Below are 20,950 nucleotides of genomic sequence, written 5' to 3' on the forward strand. Positions count from 1 at the left end.
AACGGCCTGTCGGCGGAAGGGGGTTGGCCCGCGCGGGGTACCGTGCTCGGGCCGAGGGCGGCGTGAGGGGGTTCGGTGGTGTTCAGACGGCTTCGCGGTCGGCTCCGGTACTGGTTCGACGGCACGATGGACCGGGGCACCCCGGCCCTGATCGGCTGGCTCGGGCTCGCCTCGGTGCTGCTGATCGCCCTGGTCTCCACCTCGGTGGTGCTGCTCACCGACACCGACGCGGAGAGCAACGGCGGTTGGCCCGGCGTGGCCTGGATGAGCCTGCTGCGCACCCTGGACCCGGGCACCATGGGCGGCGACACCGGAGGGCCGCTCTTCCTCTTCCTGATGCTGGTGGTGACCATCGGCGGCATCTTCATCGTCAGCGCGCTGATCGGCGTGCTCACCACCGGACTCGACCAGCGCATCCGGCAGTTGCGCAAGGGCCGCTCCCCGCTGATCGAGAGCGGGCACACCATCGTGCTCGGCTGGTCGGACCAGGTCTTCACGGTGATCGGGGAGCTGGTGGAGGCCAACCAGAGCGAGCGGCGCTCCTGCGTGGTGGTGCTGGCCGACCAGGACAAGGTGGCGATGGAGGAGGCGATCCGCTCCCGGATCGCCGACACCGGGCGCACCCGGGTCATCTGCCGTTCCGGAAACCCGCTGGTGCGCGGTGAGTTGGAGCTGGTCAGCCCCGACACGGCCCGGTCGATCCTGGTGCTGCCGCCGGTCGGCGACGACGGCGACATCGACGTGGTGAAGATCCTGCTGCTGCTCAGCGGCCGCGCCTGGGGGCCGGCCCGCCCCGGGCTGGTCGCCGCGGTGCAGGACTCGGAGAACCTGCCGGCGGCCCGACTGGCCGCCGGGGAGGGCGCGTTGGTGATCGACGGGGACGACATCGCGGTGCGGCTGATCGCCCAGGCGCACCGGCAGCGCGGCCTGTCGAGTGTGCTGAACGAGCTGCTGAGCTTCGTCGGCAACGAGTTCTACCTGCGGGCCGAGCCCTCGCTCGCCGGATCGACCTACGGCGAGGCGCTGCACGCCTACGAGGTCGGCGCACTGGCCGGGCTGTGCCGGAGTGCCGGTGAGGTGCTGCTCAACCCGCCGATGGGGACGGTGATCACCGCCGAGGACGAGCTGATCGTGGTCGCCGAGGACGACCTGATGATCCGCCTCGGCCACGGGAGGCCGCCCGTGGCCGAGGCGGCGATCACCTCCGCGCCGCGCCAACGCCGGGTGCCCGACCGGACCCTGGTGGTCGGCCAGAACTCCCGCTCGACGAAGCTGATCCGGCTGCTGGACAGCTTCGTCGAGCCTGGCTCGGTGCTGGACGTGGCCGCTCCCTGGGAGCCGCGGGAGACCGTCCGCGACCTCGCCAACCTGACCGTGGGGCACCGCCGTTGCGAGCCGACCAAGCGCTCCTCGCTGGAGGCGCTCGGCCTCGGCGACTACCAGCACGTGGTGGTTCTCAGCGACGAGACGGTGGCGCCCGACGCGGCGGACGACCGCACCCTGGTGACCCTGCTCCACCTGCGCGACATCGAGGACGGCCTCGGTGACCCGTACTCGATCGTCACCGAGATGAACGACGACGCGAACCGGGAGGTGGCCCAGGTCACCAAGGCCGACGACTTCATCGTCTCCACCAAGGTGATCACCCTGCTGCTGACCCAGCTGGCCGAGAACCCCAAACTGCACGCGGTCTTCACCGACCTGTTCGACCCCGACAGTTCGGAGATCTACCTGAAGCCGGCCGCCGACTACCTCCGCCCCGGCCACCCGGCCGACTTCACCACCCTGGTCGAGGCGGCGCGCCGGCGGAACGAGACCGCCATCGGCTACTGGCGGGCGGACCGCAGCCACGAACCGCCCTCCTACGGGGTCTTCCTCAACCCGGCGCGGGGCGCACCGCTGCTGCTCGGCGCGCAGGACGCGGTGGTGGTGCTGGCGGAGCGCTGAGCCCGCGTCAGGTGTCGGGCCCCGGGAGGCGGGCGGCAGGCCCCGGGCGGCGGGCCTCCGGGATCAGACCGCGAAGCCGCCGTCGACGTCGAGCTCGGCGCCGGTGACGTAGCGGGCGCCCTCGCCGGCCAGGTACGCGACGGCGTCCGCCACCTCGGCGGGGGTGCCGAAGCGGCCGAGGGCGGTGAAGCCGTGCTGGAACGCGGCCGACTCGCCGTCGGCCGGGTTCATGTCGGTGTCGACCGGGCCGGGGTGGACCAGGTTGACGGTGATGCCGCGCGGGCCGAGCTCGCGGGCCAGGGCCTTGGTGAGTCCGGACAGCGCGGCCTTGCTGGTGGCGTAGAGCGAGCCGCCGGGGAAGGCGGTGCGCCGGGCCATGCAGCTGCCGATGCCGACGATCCGTCCGCCCTCGCCCAGGTGCTCGGCGGCGGCCTGGGCGTAGAGGTACGGCGCCCGGACGTTCACCGCCAGCACCCGGTCGACCTGGTCCGCCGTCATCTCCCCGATCGGGCCCACGGCGCCGACCCCGGCGTTGTTGACCAGCACGTCCAGCCGCCCGAACCGCCCGGCCACCGCCGCCACCGCGGCGCGCACGGCCTCCGGGTCGGCACTGTCGGCGCGGACGGCCAGCGCGCTGCGGCCCATCGCGGTGATCTTCGCGGCCACCGCCTCGGCCGCCTCGGGCAAGCCCTGGTGGGTCAGCGCGACGTGGGCGCCCTCCTCGGCCAGCCGCAGCGCCACCGCCGCCCCGATGCCGCGGCTGCCGCCGGTCACCAGCGCCACCTTGCCGTCGAGCGCCGTCACACCGTTGGTCATCGTGGTCTCCTTCGAACTTCCCGTTCCGGTCTCGGACATGACTCGATCCTCGGCCAGGGCGCCCGGTGGAGCTGGCGGTAATCCGACGTGGCGTTGAACGTTCAACGATTGGGGTCGGGGTCAGGGTCGGGGGCGGGGTCGGGGTCGGGGTCCGCGCGGAGGGGGAAGGCCATCAGGCTGACGCCGACCGGTTCGGTGCCCGGGGTGCGGGCGGGGCGGGCGGCGGCGTGCAGTTCGAGCGCCAGGGCGGCCAGGCGGCTCCTGACGTCCCGCCAGGTCTCGGGGTCGACCCAGAGTTCGGCGTCGACGGTCACGCCCTCGGCCGCCGGGGCGCGCCGGGCGGCCCGCTCCCGGAGGGTGAGCGCCATGGTCTCGGCCAGCAGGGGATCGGCGTCCTGGCGGTCGGAGAGGGGGGTGCCCCGGACGGTGCGGTAGCGGCGCTCCTTGCCGCCGCGACGGGTGCGCTCCTCGGCCAGCTCGACCAGTCCGGCCCCGTCCAGGCGGCGCAGGTGCTGGCTGGCCAGGGCGTGCGAGACCGCCAGCTCGCGGGCCAGCTCGGCGGCCGACATCGGCCCCGGCCACATCAGGCTGAGCATCCGCAGCCGCAGCGGATGGGCGAGTGCGCGCAGGACGGGATCGGTCTCGGTCATGGACGCCAGTAAACCGCGTGGGGGTGGCAGGGCCGCGATCGGCGCTACCCCCAAGCAAATGATTGGAGGTAGGGTGTGCCGCTGATCGCCGTACGTCGAGGGGGAACTGATGGGCCGACAGTTGAGGGCCGTCCTGCGCGACCGCGAGGCCGCGCTCTACCTGGGAGGGGTCGTCGTCTCCGGATTCGGTGACACGGCCATGGCGCTGGCGGCCGGGGTCTGGGTCAAGACGCTCACCGGATCGGACGCGCTCGCGGCCTTCGTCGGCTTCGGACTGTGGCTGCCCACCCTGTTCGGCCCGCTGATCGGGCCCCTGGCCGACCGGGTCCGGCGCCGGCCGCTGCTGGTCGCGGTCCACCTGGCCCTCGCGGTGGTGATGACCGCGCCGCTGGCCGTGCGCACCGCGGACGACGTCTGGCTGCTGTTCGCGGTGCTGGTGGCGGTCGGCGGGGGAGTGGTGCTCGCCGACGCGGCCGAGAGCGCCTTGGTCGCCACGGTGGTGCCCGAGGAGCTCCGGGGCGACTTCAACGGCCTGCTGTACACCGCGATGGAGGGCATGAAGCTGATCGCGCCACCGGTCGGGGCCGCGCTGTTCACCGCCTTCGGCGGCCCGGCCGTGGCCGCCCTGGACGCCTGCACCTTCCTGCTGGCCGCGGCCGCCTACCGCCTCCTGCAGGTGAGCGAGGCGCGGCCCGCCGCGCGCGAGCGACGGGACTGGAGGGCCGAGACCGCCGAGGGTGCGCGGTTCCTGTGGCGGCACCCCGTGCTGCGCCCGCTGGTCCTCACCGGAGGGGCGGCCATGCTGCTGGCGGGGCTGAGCAGTTCGGCCACCTTCGCGCTGATCGACTCCGGCCTGGGGCGAGGTCCCGCGTTCTCCGGCGTGCTGATGCCGGTCCAGGGAGCCGGATCGGTGGTGGCCGGGCTGGCGGCGGGGGCGCTGATGCGGCGGCTGCCCGAGCGCGCCTTCGCCGCCGCCGGGCTCGCCCTCTTCGCCCTCGGGGTCCTGGCCCGGGCCACCCCGTGGCTGCCGGTGGTCCTCAGCGGCAGCCTGGCCATCGGGCTCGGGCTCCCCTGCGCGCTGGTCGTCGCCATGACGGCCGTTCAGCGCGAGACCCCCGGCGAGCTGTTGGGCCGGGTGGCGGCCACCGCCAACACGCTGCTGTTCGCCCCGACCGGCCTTGCCCTGCTGCTCGGCGGGGCGATGGTGGCGGGCCTGGACTACCGGGTCCAGACCGTCCTCGCCGGGACGGCGGGGCTGGTGGTCGCGGGCGCGCTGGCGTTCACCGGGAGGCGGGCGCGCCGCGCGGGCGCGGGTGCGGACGCCGGAGGCTCCCAGGATGAGGAGCAGGACCGGGCCGCTTCGGGCGCCCCCTGATCCGACCGGGATCGTTCGGGTGGCCTGGCCCGGGGATCGAGTGTGTGCTCCTCCGGCTCGGTGCTCGTCCTCGTCCGGCCCGGTTCCGGTCCCGGGGCTCCGCGAACCGGCCCGGCCGTGCGGTGACGTGGCGTCAGAGGCGGCGCCAGCGGGCGGTGGCGTAGGAGAAGAGGCCGAAGAGCAGCAGACCGGCGGCGACCAGGGCCAGCAGCCACGGGCCGGCGGGGGTGGCGGCGAAGGTGCGGAGGGTGTCGTCGACCCCCTTGGCACGGCCGGGGTCGAAGCGGATGGCGGCCAGCAGCAGGAAGAGCCCGACCGCCGCGAAGACGACGCCCCGCGCCGTGGTGCCGGCGACCCCGACGGCCGTGACGGCGGTGCGGGTGCGGGAGGCCATCGCGGTGGTGTCGAGCTTGTCGAGGAACTTCCGCAGCAGGCCGCGGACGGCGGCACCGACGGCGACGCCGATCACCACCAGTCCGGCCGCGCCGACCAGGTAGCGGCCGCCCGGCTCGCCCAGCAGGGTGGCCGTCCAGTCGCGGGACTTGGTGTCGCTGCTCTCGGAGGCACCCGCCCCGGCCGCGAACGCGGCGGTCGCCCAGCAGACGGCGGCGTAGAAGACGGCCCGCCCGGCGTTGAGGATCCGGCCGGCCGTCCGGTGCTTCCCCCGGCCGCCGTCCAGGGCCTCCATGGCGCGCCAGAGCGTCATGCAGGCGAAGCCGGCGGCCAACAGCCAGAGCGCGGCCCGGCCGAACGGCTGCTCCGACACGTGCTGCAGCGCCCCTTGCCGGTCGGCCTCCTCGGAGCCGTCGCCACCGAAGGCGATCCGCAGCGCCAGGTAGCCGACCAGCAGGTACACGGTGCCGCGTGCGACGAAGCCCGCCCGCCCGGACGCGCGCACCCACCGGTCGGCGCGCCGGCGCGTCCGGTTCCCGTCCTGCGATCCGTCAGCCACCGTGAGCCCTCCGTCGCGTCGACCTCCGCCGCACCGTGCGGCGTCCGCGCGTATGCCCGGAACCGCCCTCGCCATGCCCGGCCGGAGGTGGTGCCGACGACGGGTCCGTCCACGCCCCCTTCGGTGACGGCCGGGGCGGGCATCCGCTCCGGGTCGCCGCCCGCAACGGCGCCTGGCTCGCGCCGTCCTTCCTGGTCGCCCACCTGATCGCCGGTCAGCTGACGACCACCGCCACCGCCCGACCGTGAGCACCCTGCTCCTGGCTCCGGCGATCGGCCTGCTGCTCCGCCTGAGCACCAAGGGCCCGGGCCGCCTCCGGCGGCAGGGGCGCTGAACCCGTCCGACCGTCCTACCGGCCCGCTCCCTCCCGGAGCGGGCCGGCTCTTTTTGCGCCCCGACGAATGAAATTTGCGTCTAACTGCACGAGTATTGCGTACTGATGTCGCCCTGATTACGCTTCAGTCGCCCGCCACGGGTGCGGAGTTGACGAGGACGACCGGTCGAAGGAGAAGCGAATGGGTCTCACGCGGCGCACGTTCCTGCAGGCGGCCACAGCAGCCGGGGTCGCCGGGGCGGTCGGGCTCGGCGAGGGGGCACTCGCCGGGCCGGCCGCCGCCGCGGTGAGCGGCCCCGGGGACGTGGTCGGGAAGGTGACCGTCGGGTACCAGGGGTGGTTCGCCTGCGCGGGCGACGGGGCGCCGGTGAACGGGTGGTGGCACTGGGCGCAGAACTGGGGGCAGGTGCCGTCCGCCGCCAACCGGGCGATCGTCGCGTGGCCGGACGTCCGCGACTACCCGAGGACCTACGGCACGGCCTTCGCCAACCTGGGGAACGGGCAGCCGGCTTCGCTGTTCTCCTCCTACGACCAGTCGACGGTGGACGTGCACTTCCGCTGGATGCGGGAGTACGGCATCGACACCGCCGCGCTCCAGCGCTTCAACCCGACCGGCGGCGAGGGCCCGACCCGCGACGCGATGGCCGGCAAGGTGCGGTCGGCGGCCGAGGCGCAGGGCGTGAAGTTCTACGTGATGTACGACGTCTCCGACTGGACGACCATGCAGACCGACATCAAGGCGGACTGGACGGGCAAGATGCGCGCCCACACCGGCTCGGCCGCGTACGCGCGGCAGAACGGGAAGCCGGTGGTGTGCATCTGGGGCTTCGGCTTCAACGACGGCCAGCGACCGTTCGGCCCGGACGCCTGCCTGGACGTGGTCAACTGGTTCAAGGCGCAGGGGTGTTACGTCATCGGCGGGGTGCCGACCTGGTGGCGCACCGGCGACCGGGACTCCCGGCCCGGGTTCACCGGGGTCTACCACGCCTTCGACATGCTCTCGCCGTGGATGGTCGGCCGGATCGGCAACGCCGCCGACGCCGACAACTTCTACAACGTGGCGACCGTGCCCGACCTGGCGGACTGCACCGCGCGCGGCGTCGACTACCAGCCCTGCGTGCTGCCCGGCGGCGTGGGTGACCGCCAGCGCGCCCACGGCGACTTCATGTGGCGTCAGTTCTACAACATGGCCCGGGCGGGCGTGGCCTCCGCGTACGTCTCGATGTTCGACGAGTACAACGAGGGCAACCAGATCGCCAAGACCGCCGAATCCCAGGCCTGGGTACCGGCCGGCTCCGGCTTCCTCGCCCTGGACGAGGACGGCACCGCCTGCTCCTCCGACTACTACCTGCGGCTGACCGGGGACGGCGGCCGGATGCTCAAGGGGCAGCTCGCCGTCACCGCGACCCGGCCGACCCCGCCGGTGGCCGGGGGCGGCGACACCGTCCCGCCCACCGCCCCCGGGAACCTCCGGGTCACCGCCGTCACCGACAGCTCGGTCGCCCTGGCCTGGACGGCCGCCACCGACAACGTCGGCGTCACCGGCTACCGGGTGCGGCGGATCACCGGCACCACGGCGGTGCCGGTCGCCACCGTCGCCGGGAACGTGACCTCGTACACCGTCAACGGCCTCACCCCCGCCACCGGTTACACCTTCGACGTGCAGGCGCTCGACGCGGCGGGCGCGGTCTCGGCGCCCTCGGGGCAGGTCTCGGCGACCACCGCGACGGGTGGCGGCCCCGAGGTCGACCTGGCCCTGAACCGGCCCACCTCGGAGAGCAGCCACACCCAGGTCTACGGCTCGGGCAACGCGGTCGACGGCAACCCCGCCAGTTACTGGGAGAGCGCCAACAACGCCTTCCCGCAGTGGCTCCAGGTCGACCTGGGCACCGTGGCCGGGGTGCGCCGGATCGTGCTGACGCTGCCCCCGTTCGCGGCCTGGTCGACCAGGAGCCAGACGGTCGCGGTGAGCGGCAGCACCGACGGCGCCGCCTTCACCCAGCTGCTGCCGGCCACCGCCCGCACCTTCGACCCCGCCACCGGCAACACCGTCACCCTGACCCTCCCGGCCGCCGTCGCCACCCGCCACCTCCGGCTCACCTTCACCGCCAACACCGGCTGGCCGGCGGGCCAGGTCTCGGGGTTCCAGGTCTACGGCGGCTGAGCGGGGACTTCGGACCCGTCTGCCGGGCCCTCGGTCGTCCGTACGGTTTCACGACGCGACGGTGGCGGGGTCGCCTGGGAGAAGTGACCCGACCGGTTACCGAGCTCCGGCCCGGTGGGCCTGACCGAGCGTCAGGCCCACCGGGCCTCTTCGCTTCCTCACTTCCAGACGGCGAAGGCCTCGTCGTCCTTGCGGCGCAGCAGGCCGCCCTTGACCCACTCGACCTTCGAGGGGGTGGCGGTGGAGCCCGTGGCGGAGAGGTAGACCATGCAGCCCTCGTAACTCTCGCCCGCTCCCGCCGCCTTGAACTTGGCCGAGTCGTGCGAGTCGAGGCACTTGTCGAACTTCGGCGCCTCCTTGTAGCTGAGCTTGCCGTCCGCCCCGACCACCGGCTCCGGGAAGGCGGCCATGATGCTCAGCCGGGTCAGCAGGTCGCCGTCGGCCGTGACGTCGAAGGAGGGGCCGGTCACGTCCCCGGCAGCGGTCTTGGTCACCTTGTAGTGCAGGTAGTAGGGCGTGCGGCCCTGGTACTTGGACGCGTCCTTGAGCACGGAGAGGTCGGCGGTCGCCCCGGCGACCACCCGCTCCACGCTGACCTCGATGTTGTCCTTCTTGGCGCCGCTGCCGTAGGACAGCTCCTGGGTGTCGGAGCAGCCGGTGAGCAGCAGCGCGGCGGTGGCGGTGCCGAGGACGGCAACTGCAGTGCGGTGGTTCATGGTTCCCCCTGTGGCTGTGGTCGAGCGGGACGTTTCTACCGCAGGTCGGCGGCCGCGCGCTCGCACCGGGCGCGGGCGGAGATGTCAGGCGCGCGGCCCGGCCGGTGGCGTCAGGTGAGGTGATCCGGCGTCAGCAGGACGCTGTGGACGCCCCGGAGGTTCCCCTCCGGGCCGCCGGTCAGCTCCGCGACGATCACCGCGACGGCGTGCACCGGGACGGTGTCGGGGGCGACGTAGACCGGGGCGCCCAGGTCGAGGGAGCCTGGGCCGTACAGGGTGAGGACAGGCTCGCGCTCCGACGGCGTCTCCAGCCGGTCGATGGTGAGGTCGGCGGCGATGGTGAGGTCGAGCACCAAGGTGCCGTCCGGGTGCGGGGGTTGCCGGGCGACGGTCAGGGAGAGGTGGGCTCCGTCGGCGTCCTCGGTCATCATCGTGGTCCTCGTTCCTCGGTGCGGTGCGACGGCCTCACGGTAGGGGGTCCCACCGACGGCGGAGGCCGGTGCGCGGGGTCTGTCGGAGCGGTCTGCCGGAGGGGTCTGGGACAATCCTGGAGGCTCGTCAACTCTGCTGTAGATCAAGCCAGTTGGAAGCTTCACCGGATCGTGTGGGATTGCCGCCGAGCTGCCGACAGGGCCCCCGTCGGCCTCCTACGGTGGGACTCCCAGCGAGAGGACCCCCTCCGGGGAGTGAGGAGCACCGCTTGTCCGGCATGCAGACCTCGAAGGGCGCCGCCACCGAGGAGACGGGAGGGACGGGAGAGGGGGACGAGGAGGTCCGCTCCCGCTTCCCCGGTGACGGGCCGCAGGAGTTCGTCGAGTCGATGTCCACCGTCGCGATGGTCCGGCGGCTGCCCCAACTGGTGCGCCGGGCACTGGGCCTGGCCTGGGAGGCCGACCGGGCCGCGACGGCGTGGCTGCTGGTGTGTCAGGTGCTGTCGGGCGTCTTCGAGGCGCTCGCGCTGTACGCGACCACCGGGACGCTGGCCGCGCTGCTGGCCCCCGGCCCGGTCGGCGAGCACCTGCGGGCCGCCGCGCCCTCGTTGACGCTGCTGGTGGTGTCGGCCGGGCTGCGGGCCGTGCTGGCCATCGCGGTGGTGGGGCTGTCCGGCCGGGTCTCGCCGAGGATCAACCGGGAGGCCGACCTGGCGCTGCTCGCGGCGGGCTGCTCCGCCGAGTTGAGCGCCTACGACGAACCGGCCTACTCGGACCGCTGGGAGGCCGCCGACCGCGGCGCGGCCACCACCCCCGACCTGCTCTCCAGCGCGCAGGACGTGATCGCCGCGACCATCTCGCTGATCGCGGCCGCCGGCGTGCTGGTCACCCTGGACTGGCGGATCGTCCCGTTCCTGCTGCTGGGCTCGGTGCCGACCGGCGTCGCCGCCGTCCGCACCGCCCGGATCCACTACCTCGCCTCCCGCTCCACCAACGAGGAGCGGCAGGCCCTGCGGGTCTACCGCTGGTACCTGATCGACAAGGGCCGTGCGGACCAGGTCCGTTCGGACCAGGTCACCCCGTTCATGATGGGCAAGTACCGGCGGGTCGAGGCGCGGATCGCCGCCGCGACCGACCGGGCCACCCGGGAGGCCGCCCGGGTCTCGCTCTGGGCCGCCCTGGGCACCGGCGCAGGCAGCGCCCTGATCTGGGGCACCCTGCTCTACCTGGTCGCCTCCGGCCGGATCGACCTCGCCGCGGCGGGCGGCGCGGTCTTCGCGATCCGCACCGCGACCGGGGGCGTGCAGGGCATGGTCGGCAACGGCACCCGGCTCTACCGGATGGGGCTCTACCTGGACGACTACTTCACCTTCCTGGACGAGGCGGGCGGCTACCGCATCCGTCGCGGCACCGCCGTCCCGGGTGCGCCGAAGGCCGTCGAGGTCCGGGGCCTGACCCACCGTTATCCCGGCGACCAGCAGGAGCCCGCGCTGCGGGACGTGGACCTCACCCTGCGCTCCGGCGAGATCGTGGCCGTCATCGGCCAGAACGGCAGCGGCAAGACCACCCTGCTGAAACTCCTCTCCGGCCTGCTGCTGCCGCAGACCGGCACCATCACCTGGGACGGCGTGCCGGTCGAGGCGATGGACGCCGAGGCCCTCTGGTCGCGGGTCGCCCGGGTCCCGCAGGAGTTCGCCCGGTGGCCGCTCTCCGCCGCCGAGAACGTCCACCTCGGGCACGGCGAGGCGGACGTGATGGCCGCCGTCCGGGAGGCCGCCGCCCGGACCGGCTTCGACGAGACGGTGGACCGGCTCCGCTCCGGCTGGCGCACCCTGCTCGCCCAGGGCTGGCTCGGCGGAGCCGAGTTGTCCGGCGGAGGCTGGCAACGGGCCGCCGTGGCACGGGCCCTGTACCGCACCACCCGCAACCCCGGCCTGCTCGTCCTGGACGAACCGACCAGCGACCTCGACCCGCGCGCCGAGCACAAGATCCTGCACGCCCTGCGCGCCTTCGCCCCCGGCCGCATCACCCTCCTGGTCACCCACAACGTCACCAACGCCGCCCTCGCGGACCGGGTGATCGTGATGGACGCCGGCCGGATCGTCCAGAGCGGCACATGGTCCGAACTCGCCGCCGAGCCGGGCCTGTTCCGCGAACTCCTCGACCTCCAACGCGACCGCGCCGTCCCGGCGCCCCGGGCGTCCGAGGAGTAGCGGGCGCGGGGTGGCGGACGGCGTCGCCGCTGCCGACGGCGCGGATGCCCGTCGCCGCTCGGTAGCATCGGCGGATCGTCGAGCGCCAGGAGCAACTGTCATGTCGATGCCGCGCATCGGAGTCGTGATCGTGACGATGGGCACCCGCCCGAAGGAGTTGGCGGCCCTGCTGGCGTCGGTGGCGGAGCAGGACGTGCCGGCGGCACGGGTGGTGGTGGTCGGGAACGCGACGCCGCTCACCGAGGTCACGGCGGAGGTCACCAAGGTGCCGCTGGCGGAGAACCTGGGGTGTCCGGGGGGACGCAACGTCGGGTTGAGGTTGTTGCGCGAGTCGGGGGAGGCCGACGTGGTCGTGGAGTTGGACGACGACGGGCTGCTCATCGCGGACGACGTGTTCGGCAGGATCCAGGAGCTCTTCGCGGCGGAACCCCGGCTCGGGATCGTGGGGTTCCGCGTCGCGGACGAGCAGGGGTACACACTGCGGCGCTGGGTGCCGCGGCTGCGAGCGGGGGATCCGATGCGGCGGGGGCTGGTCACCGCCTTCCTCGGCGGCGGTCACGCCTTCTCGGTGCCGATGCTGGAACGGATCGGCGACTGGCCAGGGGAGTTCTTCTTCGGCCACGAGGAGACGGACCTGGCCTGGCGGGCCCTCGACGACGGCTGGGACATCCTCTACGAACCGGAGTTGGTGCTCCAGCACCCTCGCACCTCCGCCGCCCGGCACGCCGTCTACTACCGCAACACCGCCCGGAACCGGGTCTGGCTCGCCCGGCGTCGGCTGCCGTGGCTCCTGGTGCCGGTGTACCTGGGCGTGTGGATCGTGCTCACGCTGCTGCGGATGCGGTCCGCCCGGGGGCTGAGGGCGTGGTGCGGCGGGTTCGTCGAGGGGATCCGCACCCCCTGCGGGCCGCGCCGGCCGATGAGGTGGCGGACCGTCCTGCGGATGACCAGGCTGGGGCGGCCCCCGCTGGTGTGAGGGCGGGCGGCCGCCGGTCGGCCGTGTCGGTCAGGAGGTGCGGTCCTCGCGCAGCCCGGCGCGGTCGGTGACACCGCGAAGGTGCTCCTCGAAGTACCAGGCGGGGTCGCCGCCCATCCGGGCCAGCATCACCATGCCGGTGACGATCACGTCGCACACCTCCGCCCGGACGTCGTCCCAGGTGTGGGAGAAGCCCTTGCGCGGATTCTCGCCGAGGGCGCCGATGACGGCTTCGGCGACCTCTCCGCACTCCTCCTGGAGCTTGACGGTCTGCACCAGCCACTGCTGTTCGAGCGGCAGGCTGGACGCCGAACTCAGGTGCTCCGCATGGACGTTGATGCTCTGCCAGGTCTCGTTCACGGAGTCGATGATGGCGTCGTTCGATTCTGGTGTTCAACCCGGGCGGTTCCCGGCGAACCCGGCCCGAACGGTGCCTTTTCGATCAGGGCCTGCCGCCGCTCCCGGCCGGAGCCAGAGCCAGAGCCAGAGCCGGGGCCTCGGACCTCGGAGCGAGGACGGGGCCCGCTCGGCTATGGTCGCGTGACCGCCGCCTCGGCGATCTTCGACTCACAGGGGAGCCACGCAAGGTGTCATCGATACCCGACCCGCACGGTGCCGTTGCCGACCGGCCCGCCGACAGCCCGGGCGCCGGAGGGCCGGAGCCCGAACCGGCCGGCAGCGACCGCGGGGCGACCGCGGCGCTCGTCCTCGGGGCGCTGGGGTTCACCGGGATCGGTGCGCTGGCCGGGATCGGCGTCGGCCTGGCCGCGCTGCGCCCGCAGGGCGGCCGTCCGCGCCGGCGGCGCGGTCGCGCGGTCACGGGTGTGGTCCTGTCGGCGGCCTGGCTCGTGGCGCTGGCGCTGGTCGTCCCGGGACTGCTGGACCGCCCGGCCCCGAAGGTGGCGGGGAAGGCCCCTGAGGAGAAGACCCTGCTGGTGGAGCTGACCACGGGTCAGTGCCTCGTGGAGGTGGTCGCGGTCGGCAGGCTAGAGGACGCGCTGGCCACCGTGCCGTGCGACCGGCCGCACCACGCGGAGGTCACTGCCGTGGCCAGCCTGCCCGGTCGTGAACTCCCCGACGACGCGGTGCTCGACCGGAAGTGCGCGGGCATGCGAGGGGACTACGCCCCCGACGCCCTGCGGCTGCCCGAGGACGCGGGAAACCGAATGATCATCGTCGACGATCACATGAAGGTCGTCTGCCTGATCGAGACGGAGCAGGCCCGCAGCGGTTCGCTCCGGCAGGACGCCGGCCTCCTCTCCACCAAGCAGATGGCCTACCTCGCCGCCACCCGCGACCTGGAGGTGCTCCTGACCACCTGGCCGGACAAGGCGGTCGCCGAGGCGGCCGAGGAGCACCGTGAGTACGCCCGCCAGGTGGCCGACGCCGTCACGGGCACCCGGGCGGCGATCGACGGCCGCGACTGGGGCAGCTCCAAGAAGCCGCTGGTGGACAAGTACCGCCTCGAACTCGACGAGCTGGCCGTCCTCGCCCGGACCGTGCGCACGGACCAGAACACCGCGACGGTGGAACGGGCCGTCGCCGACCTCCAGGACCTGGCCTTCGGCCCCGCCAACCGCGACCTGCGGAAGGCCATCGGGCTCTCCGGCTGACCCGGGGACGCGATCCCGCTGCCGAGCTCCGCGTCGCCGGTCACCGGCGGGTCGGGTCAGAGCCGCAGCTGCCCGTCGAAGCCGTCGTGGCCGGCGCCGGGTGCCGTCAGGGCGAGCCAGCCGTGGCCGCGGACCGGGGTGTCGGCGTCGATCGTGGCCGGGTCCACCGACAGGTGTGCGGCGGCGGTGTTGACGTCGGTGGTCTCCGCCCGGCCGGGGTCGTCGGCGTAGGCCTCGTACTCGTCCGGGTCCTCCGAGAAGTCCGCCTCGGTCAGCACGGTCTCCCAGGGCAGCGGCGTTCCGGTCCACTCGGAGTCCTCGTGGCGCCAGTAGCCCCGGACCACCTCGCCGTCCTCGGCCGCCGCCCAGATCACTGCGTCGGCGAACGGGTCCTGGTAGTACACCTGGGCCCGGCCGCACGCCTTGCTGAGCCGCTCGATCACCTCGTGCAGGCCCCAAGCAGTCGTCCCCAGCGGCTCGTTGGCGTAGATCAGCCGCCAGCCCGCGTACTCGGGCGTGACGTACACCCGGTGCACCGCCTCCGGTGCGTACTTGGTGTCCTCCTGCTGCGCCTCCTGCCCGTAGCGCGCCGTCACCGGGATCCGCTCGTGCAGGCCCAGCACCTCGAAGGCGGCCTCGTGCGTCTCGCCCGGCACCGCCAGCCACCAGTGGTCGGGCTGCTCCTCGGGGCGTTCGGCGGCGAAGGCGGCGCGGGCGAGCCGTTCCCGTTCGGCGCGGTCGTGGCCGGCGGACGGGGAGGTGGCGGGCAGCACGTCGACCAGGCGGGCGAGATCGGCATCGGCGGGGATCGCGGTGTTCATTCCGGCGAGTCTAGGCCGACCGGCTGACGCCGCGTCACGAGGCGGGCGGGCCTTGGCGGTGGGCGGCCGCGCGGCGTTCGCGGACGGTGACGGTGAGGAGGGTGCCGAGGTTGAGGGTGAGGATCAGGAGGAAGCCGAGGCCGTCGAGGCGGGAGAGCAGGTCGGCGGAGGTGAGGGCCTCGACGGAGCGGCGGACCAGGGAGACGGTGGCCGGGACGACCAGCCAGCACAGGTTGGCGAGGGCGATCAGGATGCCGAGGACGTGGAGGGGGAGGTAGCGGCGGATGATGCGCTGCTCGCGCTCCGGGATGCCGGTGAGGGGGGTCGGGGGGCGCCCGCGCAGACGGTTCGTCAGGTTGTGCAGCATCAGGCGGGCGTCGGCGTTGAGGTTGCCGAGGCGGAGCCAGTTGGTGAGCACGTAGTAGAGGTCGGTGCGCAGGAACACCGCGCACTGGAAGACGAACTGCACGGCGCAGAGGTAGGCCACGGCCCGGGCGTAGCCGCTGTCGAGGCCGGACAGGCGCAGCGTCCAGCAGACCAGCAGGACGGACAGGTCGAAGGTGATGCCGGCCAGGTAGGGGGCGTAGCGCTCCTTGCGGGGGAGGGCGCGCACGCCGGTCATGTCGGTCTGGGCGACCAGGAAGTACATCCGGCGGCCGACCGACAGCGAGCCGACGCAGCCCCTGGCGCGGGCGGTGAGGAGGTGGGCCAGCTCGTGCAGGAAGATCAGGGCCCAGCCGATCAGGGTGAGGACGATCATGCTGGTCATCGGGCGGGGGTGGACCAGGGCGTCGCCGGAGCGCGGGAGGAGGTCGGGGCGGGCCAGCAGGAGCGCGGGCACGGCGAGCCAGACCAGGGCGTACAGCACGCGCAGAGGTGGTGCGAGGAGCCAGCCGACGGCCGACCGCGGGAGGCCCGACAGCAGCCGCCATCCGCGCGGCCGGGTGGCCTCGGCCGTGGTGTCCTCGGCCTGGACGGCCCGCCCGTCGATCGCGCGGACGAAGCCGCACTCCTCCAGGGCGGCCAGGAAGTCCGTCAACTCCGGTGCCGATCCGTAGCGTTGGGTGAAACGTTCGCCCGCCTCGGCGAGGGTGAGGCCGCTGGAGAGCCACTCGATGACGGCCACGCCCTCGCCCGGGAGGCCGATGAAGGTGCCGGTGTCGGGGCGCCCCACCTCGTGCACTCCGTCCTCGGGCGGTCCGATGTGCAGCGGGTGGAGTTCGACGGTGCTGGTGTCGGTCAGCGGGGTGGTCATGTCCGCTGCCCCGGAGTGGAGTCGGCGGGGACGGAGCAGGACGGGCAGTCGGGCCGCCGGATGCCGTCCGCGTACTCGATCTCCATCCGCTGGAGGTCGAGGACCAGCCGGCGGCCCCGGATCGCCGGGACGGCCGCGCCGGTGAGCTGCTTGGTGACCTCCAACGCGGTGATGTTGCCGACCAGGCCGGCCACCGGGGCGGTGCAGGGGTTGACCCCGGTCTCGCCGAGCTGCTCGACGATGTAGGTGGCGGCCGCGGCGTAGTCCGCGGACTGTTCGCGCGCGGTGCGCTGGACGCAGTCGAAGCAGGCCGTCTCGCGCGGGACGTGCAGGAACGCACTGACCGTCAGGCCGGAGTTGCCCGCGCGCACCCACGGGACGTCCTCCGCCAGGGCCGCCGCGTTGAACCACTCGTAGATCCGCAGCCGCGGCCGGTCGGCCGCGCAGACGACCAGGTCGCGGCCGGTGGTCCAGCGCCGGGCGTCCGCGACCCCCGCCACCCGGGCGACGTGCGCGGTGACGGCGGTGTGCCGGTTGACCGCGGCCAGGTGCTCGGCGGCGGCCTCCGCCTTCGGGCGGCCGATGTCCGAAGCGCCGTACAGGACCTGGCGGTTGAGGTTGGAGGGGTCGACCACGTCGTGGTCCACCAGGGTCAGCTCGCCGACGCCGAGCGCGGCCAGCGACAGGGCGGTGAAGGTGCCGAGGCCACCGAGGCCGACCACGGTGACCCGGGCCAGCTTGAGGCGCTCCTGGTGGTCGAAGCGGGTGGTGCCGGGCTGGTGGAAGTGCGAGAAGAACTCGAAGTTGCGGCGGTAGCGCACCACTTCGGCCTCGCTGAGCACCGGTGGGGGAGCGGCTGCGGCGTCCTCCAGGAAGCCGGCCTCGTCGAGGCCGACGATGGCCGCCGCGACCTCCTCCGGACGGACGGCCGGGTCGAAGCGGAGCATCGACTCGATGACCTGGGCCGTCGTCAGGGTGCCGTCGAGGAGGTTCAGCAGGTGCCAGGTGTGCCCCCGGGCGTCGTCCTGCAGGTCGGCGGCGATGCCGAGGTCGGTGCCGAGCCGGATGCGGCCGTCGCCGAGGGGGATCGGGGGGAGGACGGGCTTCACTCTGGGCCGTATCACGGTGGTTCCTCTCCGCGCGCTGCGGACCGGGAGGGGAGTCGGCGGAGCGGCGGGGCCGCGGCCGACTCCCCGGCCGGGTGTGGATCAGCAGTCGTTGGTCAGCTCACAGCCGGCGGTGGTCTCGATCTTCTCGAGCCGGCGGACGACGATCGCCATGGGACACCTCCCTCCCGGGTGTCGGTGCGTCTGCGGGCCGTGGCCCCGGAGTCGCACCACCATCACCCGCCCGGGGTCCCGGGCACATGGGTCCGCCGTCCCCTGTTCGGGCGCGAGGGTGTGGGCGGGATGCGCGGGTGGGGGACCGCAGTGCGGAGCGGGATCCGATCAGACCTTGGGGGAGAGGCCGAGGTCCACGTTGTTGGCCGCTCCCACGGAGTCCACCGCGGCGCTCTGGGAGAGAGTCTTCCCGAAGCACACCGACCAGGAGTTCGCCCCGACGCCCGAGGAGGAGCAGGCCCAAGTGCCTAGCGGACCGGCGGAGTTGTAGAGGTCCATCGCCGCGTGGACCGAGAAGAGGGCGGACCGGTTGTTGCGCACGATCACGGCTCCCTGGACGGAGCCGCCGCCCGCCGACCTGATCGCGCAGACCTGGGCGAGCACGTCGGCGGCGATCGTCCTGCTCCCGGCGCAGTGCCAGGTGGCGGAGCTGGAGGTGATCGGGTTGGTGTTGCCGTACGCGCGCCAGCTGCCGCTGTCCGCGGCCGTCGCGGGGGCGGCGGTCACCAGGCCCAGCCCGAGAGCGGAAGCGGCGACGGTCGTCCGGGCTGCGGTCGATCGTGTGATGCGCATGTGGTTCTCCTTCGGGTCTTCTCCGGAAGTTCCCCCGTGAGCAGGCGGTCCGAGTCTCCGTCAGTGCTCCGTGTGCTGACAACTTCCGTGCCGTGAGGGGTGGGTGGAGGAGGTGGCGGGGCGCGCCGGGCGGGCGAGCAGCGCCCCGGTGGCGAAGGCCGCTGCCGCGAGGCCGGCGGACAGCCGGAGGCCGGCGCTGAAGTCGTGCGAGGTCGCGGCCAAGGTCCCGAAGAGGGCCACGCCCACCGCACTGCCGATCTGCCGGGCGACGTTGAACACGGCCGTGGCGACGCCCGCACCGGCGGGCGGGGCGGTCTCGACGACGGCGGCGACGGCGGCGAGGGCCGTGGTGGTCTGTCCGAGGCCGGTGGCGATCAGGGCGAAGAGGAGGGCCGGGTAGGGGGTGTCGGGCCCGGCGAAGGTCCAGCCCAGGAAGCCGGCGAAGCCGAGCAGCAGGCCGGCGAGCATCGGGAGGTACGGGCCGGTGCGGGCGGTCACCCGGCCGAACAGTGGGGCGGCGAGCAGGCCCATGGCGGCCGAGGGGAGCAGGGCCAGGCCTGTCTGCAGCGCGCTGTAGTGGCGCTCCTGCTGGAACTGGAGGGTGACCAGGAAGAGCATGCCGTAGTAGCCGAAGCTGATCAGCAGTCCGATGAGGGTGGTCGCGGCGAAGGCCCGGGAACGGAACAGCGACGGAGGGAGCAGCGGCGTGCGTGCGCCCCGCCCGCGCTCCAGGCCGCGCTCCACGAGGGCGAAGGCCCACAGGGCTGCCGCTCCGAGGCCGAGGGCGGAGAGCGTGACGGGGGAGGTCCAGCCGCGCGGGCCCGCCTCGTTGAGGCCGCCGGCCACCCCTGCCAGGCCGAGGACGGCGAGCAGTTGGCCCGCCGGATCGGACGACCGGGGCGTCAGGCGGGGCTGGGCGGCGGGGAAGTGCCGCAGGGTCAGGAGGAGGCCGAGGACGCCGACGGGCAGGTTCAGCCAGAACACCGCCCGCCAGTCGGCGGCCGCGACGAGCAGCCCGCCGACCGCCGGACCGGCGCCGAAGGCGACCGCCGCGACGGCACCCCAGACGGCGACGGCCCGGGCCCGTACCGCGCGGTCGGGGTAGACGGCCTGGAGCAGGGCCAGCGAGGCCGGGACGAGCAGCGCGGCCCCGGCGCCCTGGCCGAGCCGTCCGGCGATCAGCGCACCGGGGGTGGCGGCCAGGGCACAGGCGGCGGAGGCGGTAGTGAAGAGGCCGAGCCCGGCGAGGAACGTGCGGCGCGGGCCGTGCCGGTCGGTCAGGCCGCCGCCGAGCAGGAGCAGCGCGGCGAAGACGGTGCTGTACCCGTCGACGATCCACTGGAGCGCGGAGGCGCCGGTGCCGAGGTCGGAGCGGACCGAGGGGAGCGCGACGTTGACGGCGGTGACGTCCAGCATCACCAGGAAGTAGCCGAGGCTGAGGGTGAGCAGGGGTGCCAGGGCGAGCCGGTCCGGGCGCGGATGGTCCCGGAGGCCGGGTGGGTGGTGGGTCGCTGCGGTGGTCATGGTGACGAGCATCGGCCCCGGACGCTTCGTCATCCGACGAAACGTGCCGGGCCTAGGGTTGGGGTCGTGCCCAACGCCAGTGACCGTCGCGCCCCTGCCTTCAAGTACCAGACCGACGTCGCGCGCGCCGCCGCGCTCATCGCCGATCCGTCGCGGGCCGCCATCCTCAAGTGCCTCGGCGACGGCCGCCCGCTCACCGCCGGGGCACTGGCGGAGGAGGCGGGCATCGGTGCGGCGACCGCCAGCGTGCACCTGGCCAAGCTGGTCGAGGGCGGGCTGGTCACCGTCGAACGCCAGGGCAGGCACCGCCTCCACCGGCTCGCCGGACCCGAGGTGAGTGCGGCGCTGGAGGCCCTCGCCGTGATCGCTCCGCCGCTGCCGGTCACCTCGCTCAAGCAGGGCAACCGCGCCAACGCCCTGCACCGGGCCCGCTCCTGCTACGACCACCTGGCCGGGCGGCTCGGCGTGGCCCTGATGCGCGGCCTGCTGGAGCGCGGCGTGCTGACCGGGCACGACGGTGTGCACCGCCCCGGCGAGGCCGTCCGCGACCGACCGGCCTCCTACGGCCGCGACCTCGCCTACGTCCTCGCTCCGGCCGGTCGGCCGGTGCTCGCCGAACTCGGCATCGACAGCGCGGAGTTGGCGTCGCGCCGTCCCGCCGTCCGGTACTGCGTCGACTGGAGCGAGCAGCAGCACCACCTGGCCGGCGGCCTGGGTGCCGCACTCAGCGCGCGCCTGTTCGCCCTGGACTGGGTGCGCTGGGGGCTCAGCCCCCGGGTCGTCCACCTCACGGAGGCGGGCTCGCGTGGGCTGAACCGCACCCTCGGGGTCGTCCTCGGGGAGTGAGGACGACGTCAACCGGCGGAGTTGGCGGAGGGGTTCGGGGCTGCGGATCCGGACCACCACCCGGTGCCCCGACCCGCCCTGACCGGCCGTCAGGCCGGGCAAACGCGAATCCGGTTCGAGGTTCGTCACATTGCGCGTCGTTGACACGTTCTTGACCATCCCTTTAGCTTTGGCATGGCGACCTCAAAGGGGTCGTTTGCCCACTCCTCATCCCGGAGGTGCCCGTGGAACAGCTCATCGCCAAGATGACCCAGGACGACAAGTGGAAGGGCTGGGTCGCCGTCAACTCGGCGTCCACCGCCAAGGACGGCTGCATCAGCGTGGCCAAGGAGGGCTGTATCAGCGTCGCGAAGTCCGGCTGCGTCTCCTGACGCACCACCGGTAGCCGGGTGGCCGGGCCGGTG

At 73.6% G+C, this 20,950-nt stretch carries 19 protein-coding genes; 8 read left to right on the plus strand and 11 right to left on the minus strand.

Annotated elements, in window-relative coordinates; translation table 11 throughout:
* The first annotated feature begins 78 nt into the window (after window positions 1-78).
* A complete protein-coding gene (locus ACWCYY_RS16715) occupies window positions 79-1,947 on the plus strand; it encodes a CASTOR/POLLUX-related putative ion channel (RefSeq protein ID WP_345281554.1) in 1,869 nt (622 codons plus the stop codon).
* A gap of 63 nt (window positions 1,948-2,010) precedes the next feature.
* Here ACWCYY_RS16715 and ACWCYY_RS16720 read toward each other — a convergent pair whose 3' ends face one another.
* Window positions 2,011-2,802, minus strand: coding sequence for an SDR family NAD(P)-dependent oxidoreductase (locus tag ACWCYY_RS16720; protein ID WP_449796445.1), 792 nt, complete (start codon window positions 2,800-2,802; stop codon window positions 2,011-2,013).
* Window positions 2,803-2,864: 62 nt separating this feature from the next.
* Window positions 2,865-3,413, minus strand: coding sequence for an ArsR/SmtB family transcription factor (locus tag ACWCYY_RS16725; protein ID WP_345281558.1), 549 nt, complete (start codon window positions 3,411-3,413; stop codon window positions 2,865-2,867).
* A gap of 109 nt (window positions 3,414-3,522) precedes the next feature.
* Here ACWCYY_RS16725 and ACWCYY_RS16730 point away from each other — a divergent pair, with 109 nt between their 5' ends.
* Complete coding sequence (locus ACWCYY_RS16730; RefSeq protein ID WP_449796446.1) at window positions 3,523-4,788, plus strand: MFS transporter; 1,266 nt, start codon at window positions 3,523-3,525, stop codon at window positions 4,786-4,788.
* Window positions 4,789-4,921: 133 nt separating this feature from the next.
* On the opposite strand, the gene ACWCYY_RS16735 is transcribed toward ACWCYY_RS16730, so the two are convergent.
* Window positions 4,922-5,740 carry a DUF1206 domain-containing protein gene (locus ACWCYY_RS16735; RefSeq protein ID WP_449796447.1) on the minus strand — a complete coding sequence of 273 codons (819 nt, stop codon included), beginning with the start codon at window positions 5,738-5,740 and terminating at the stop codon, window positions 4,922-4,924.
* Window positions 5,741-6,255: 515 nt separating this feature from the next.
* Between ACWCYY_RS16735 and ACWCYY_RS16740 the strand changes: the two genes are divergently transcribed.
* A complete protein-coding gene (locus ACWCYY_RS16740) occupies window positions 6,256-8,238 on the plus strand; it encodes a discoidin domain-containing protein (RefSeq protein WP_449796448.1) in 1,983 nt (660 codons plus the stop codon).
* A 158-nt stretch (window positions 8,239-8,396) separates the two neighbouring features.
* Here the strand turns inward: ACWCYY_RS16740 and ACWCYY_RS16745 are convergent, their stop codons facing one another.
* Both ACWCYY_RS16745 and ACWCYY_RS16750 read right to left on the minus strand, forming a co-directional pair.
* Window positions 8,397-8,954, minus strand: coding sequence for a hypothetical protein (locus ACWCYY_RS16745; protein WP_345281567.1), 558 nt, complete (start codon window positions 8,952-8,954; stop codon window positions 8,397-8,399).
* Between the two features lie 110 nt (window positions 8,955-9,064).
* The gene (locus ACWCYY_RS16750) at window positions 9,065-9,385 is read right to left on the minus strand and encodes a hypothetical protein (protein ID WP_449796449.1); all 321 of its coding nucleotides are present in this window, start codon (window positions 9,383-9,385) and stop codon (window positions 9,065-9,067) included.
* A 278-nt stretch (window positions 9,386-9,663) separates the two neighbouring features.
* Here ACWCYY_RS16750 and ACWCYY_RS16755 point away from each other — a divergent pair, with 278 nt between their 5' ends.
* Entirely contained in the window at window positions 9,664-11,598 is a 1,935-nt protein-coding gene (locus ACWCYY_RS16755; RefSeq protein ID WP_449796466.1) for an ATP-binding cassette domain-containing protein, read from the plus strand.
* Between the two features lie 100 nt (window positions 11,599-11,698).
* Window positions 11,699-12,574, plus strand: coding sequence for a glycosyltransferase family 2 protein (locus ACWCYY_RS16760; RefSeq protein WP_345281571.1), 876 nt, complete (start codon window positions 11,699-11,701; stop codon window positions 12,572-12,574).
* A gap of 30 nt (window positions 12,575-12,604) precedes the next feature.
* On the opposite strand, the gene ACWCYY_RS16765 is transcribed toward ACWCYY_RS16760, so the two are convergent.
* Window positions 12,605-12,934: a MazG-like family protein gene (locus ACWCYY_RS16765; RefSeq protein WP_345281573.1), complete on the minus strand. Its 330-nt coding sequence runs from the start codon at window positions 12,932-12,934 to the stop codon at window positions 12,605-12,607.
* A 227-nt stretch (window positions 12,935-13,161) separates the two neighbouring features.
* Between ACWCYY_RS16765 and ACWCYY_RS16770 the strand changes: the two genes are divergently transcribed.
* Entirely contained in the window at window positions 13,162-14,187 is a 1,026-nt protein-coding gene (locus ACWCYY_RS16770) for a hypothetical protein (RefSeq protein ID WP_449796450.1), read from the plus strand.
* Window positions 14,188-14,243: 56 nt separating this feature from the next.
* Here ACWCYY_RS16770 and ACWCYY_RS16775 read toward each other — a convergent pair whose 3' ends face one another.
* From ACWCYY_RS16775 to ACWCYY_RS16795, 5 genes are all read right to left on the minus strand, one after another.
* Window positions 14,244-15,008 carry a hypothetical protein gene (locus ACWCYY_RS16775; protein WP_449796451.1) on the minus strand — a complete coding sequence of 255 codons (765 nt, stop codon included), beginning with the start codon at window positions 15,006-15,008 and terminating at the stop codon, window positions 14,244-14,246.
* A gap of 34 nt (window positions 15,009-15,042) precedes the next feature.
* The gene (locus ACWCYY_RS16780; RefSeq protein WP_449796452.1) at window positions 15,043-16,263 is read right to left on the minus strand and encodes a hypothetical protein; all 1,221 of its coding nucleotides are present in this window, start codon (window positions 16,261-16,263) and stop codon (window positions 15,043-15,045) included.
* On the minus strand, window positions 16,260-17,372 hold the full coding sequence (locus ACWCYY_RS16785; RefSeq protein ID WP_449796453.1) for a HesA/MoeB/ThiF family protein: 1,113 nt from the start codon (window positions 17,370-17,372) through the stop codon (window positions 16,260-16,262). Before ACWCYY_RS16785 ends, ACWCYY_RS16780 begins: the two co-directional genes overlap by 4 nt.
* Before the next feature lie 339 nt (window positions 17,373-17,711).
* Window positions 17,712-18,176: a hypothetical protein gene (locus ACWCYY_RS16790; protein WP_345281582.1), complete on the minus strand. Its 465-nt coding sequence runs from the start codon at window positions 18,174-18,176 to the stop codon at window positions 17,712-17,714.
* Between the two features lie 60 nt (window positions 18,177-18,236).
* A complete protein-coding gene (locus ACWCYY_RS16795; RefSeq protein ID WP_449796454.1) occupies window positions 18,237-19,733 on the minus strand; it encodes an MFS transporter in 1,497 nt (498 codons plus the stop codon).
* Between the two features lie 33 nt (window positions 19,734-19,766).
* On the opposite strand from ACWCYY_RS16795, the gene ACWCYY_RS16800 reads away from it, so the two are divergent.
* Window positions 19,767-20,546 carry an ArsR/SmtB family transcription factor gene (locus tag ACWCYY_RS16800; RefSeq protein ID WP_449796455.1) on the plus strand — a complete coding sequence of 260 codons (780 nt, stop codon included), beginning with the start codon at window positions 19,767-19,769 and terminating at the stop codon, window positions 20,544-20,546.
* Between the two features lie 224 nt (window positions 20,547-20,770).
* A complete protein-coding gene (locus ACWCYY_RS16805; protein ID WP_345281588.1) occupies window positions 20,771-20,917 on the plus strand; it encodes a hypothetical protein in 147 nt (48 codons plus the stop codon).
* Window positions 20,918-20,950: the final 33 nt, after the last annotated feature.

The sequence above is a fragment of the Kitasatospora sp. NPDC001664 genome, assembly GCF_053596675.1.

Coding starts and splice junctions, on each gene's coding strand:
- ACWCYY_RS16775 (WP_449796451.1), bottom strand. CDS start 15,008: ATGAACACCGCGATCCCCGCCGATGCCGATCTCGCCCGCCTGGTCGAC.
- ACWCYY_RS16750 (WP_449796449.1), bottom strand. CDS start 9,385: ATGATGACCGAGGACGCCGACGGAGCCCACCTCTCCCTGACCGTCGCC.
- ACWCYY_RS16795 (WP_449796454.1), bottom strand. CDS start 19,733: ATGACGAAGCGTCCGGGGCCGATGCTCGTCACCATGACCACCGCAGCG.
- ACWCYY_RS16720 (WP_449796445.1), bottom strand. CDS start 2,802: ATGTCCGAGACCGGAACGGGAAGTTCGAAGGAGACCACGATGACCAAC.
- ACWCYY_RS16780 (WP_449796452.1), bottom strand. CDS start 16,263: ATGACCACCCCGCTGACCGACACCAGCACCGTCGAACTCCACCCGCTG.
- ACWCYY_RS16760 (WP_345281571.1), top strand. CDS start 11,699: ATGTCGATGCCGCGCATCGGAGTCGTGATCGTGACGATGGGCACCCGC.
- ACWCYY_RS16740 (WP_449796448.1), top strand. CDS start 6,256: ATGGGTCTCACGCGGCGCACGTTCCTGCAGGCGGCCACAGCAGCCGGG.
- ACWCYY_RS16745 (WP_345281567.1), bottom strand. CDS start 8,954: ATGAACCACCGCACTGCAGTTGCCGTCCTCGGCACCGCCACCGCCGCG.
- ACWCYY_RS16730 (WP_449796446.1), top strand. CDS start 3,523: ATGGGCCGACAGTTGAGGGCCGTCCTGCGCGACCGCGAGGCCGCGCTC.
- ACWCYY_RS16725 (WP_345281558.1), bottom strand. CDS start 3,413: ATGACCGAGACCGATCCCGTCCTGCGCGCACTCGCCCATCCGCTGCGG.
- ACWCYY_RS16790 (WP_345281582.1), bottom strand. CDS start 18,176: ATGCGCATCACACGATCGACCGCAGCCCGGACGACCGTCGCCGCTTCC.
- ACWCYY_RS16755 (WP_449796466.1), top strand. CDS start 9,664: ATGCAGACCTCGAAGGGCGCCGCCACCGAGGAGACGGGAGGGACGGGA.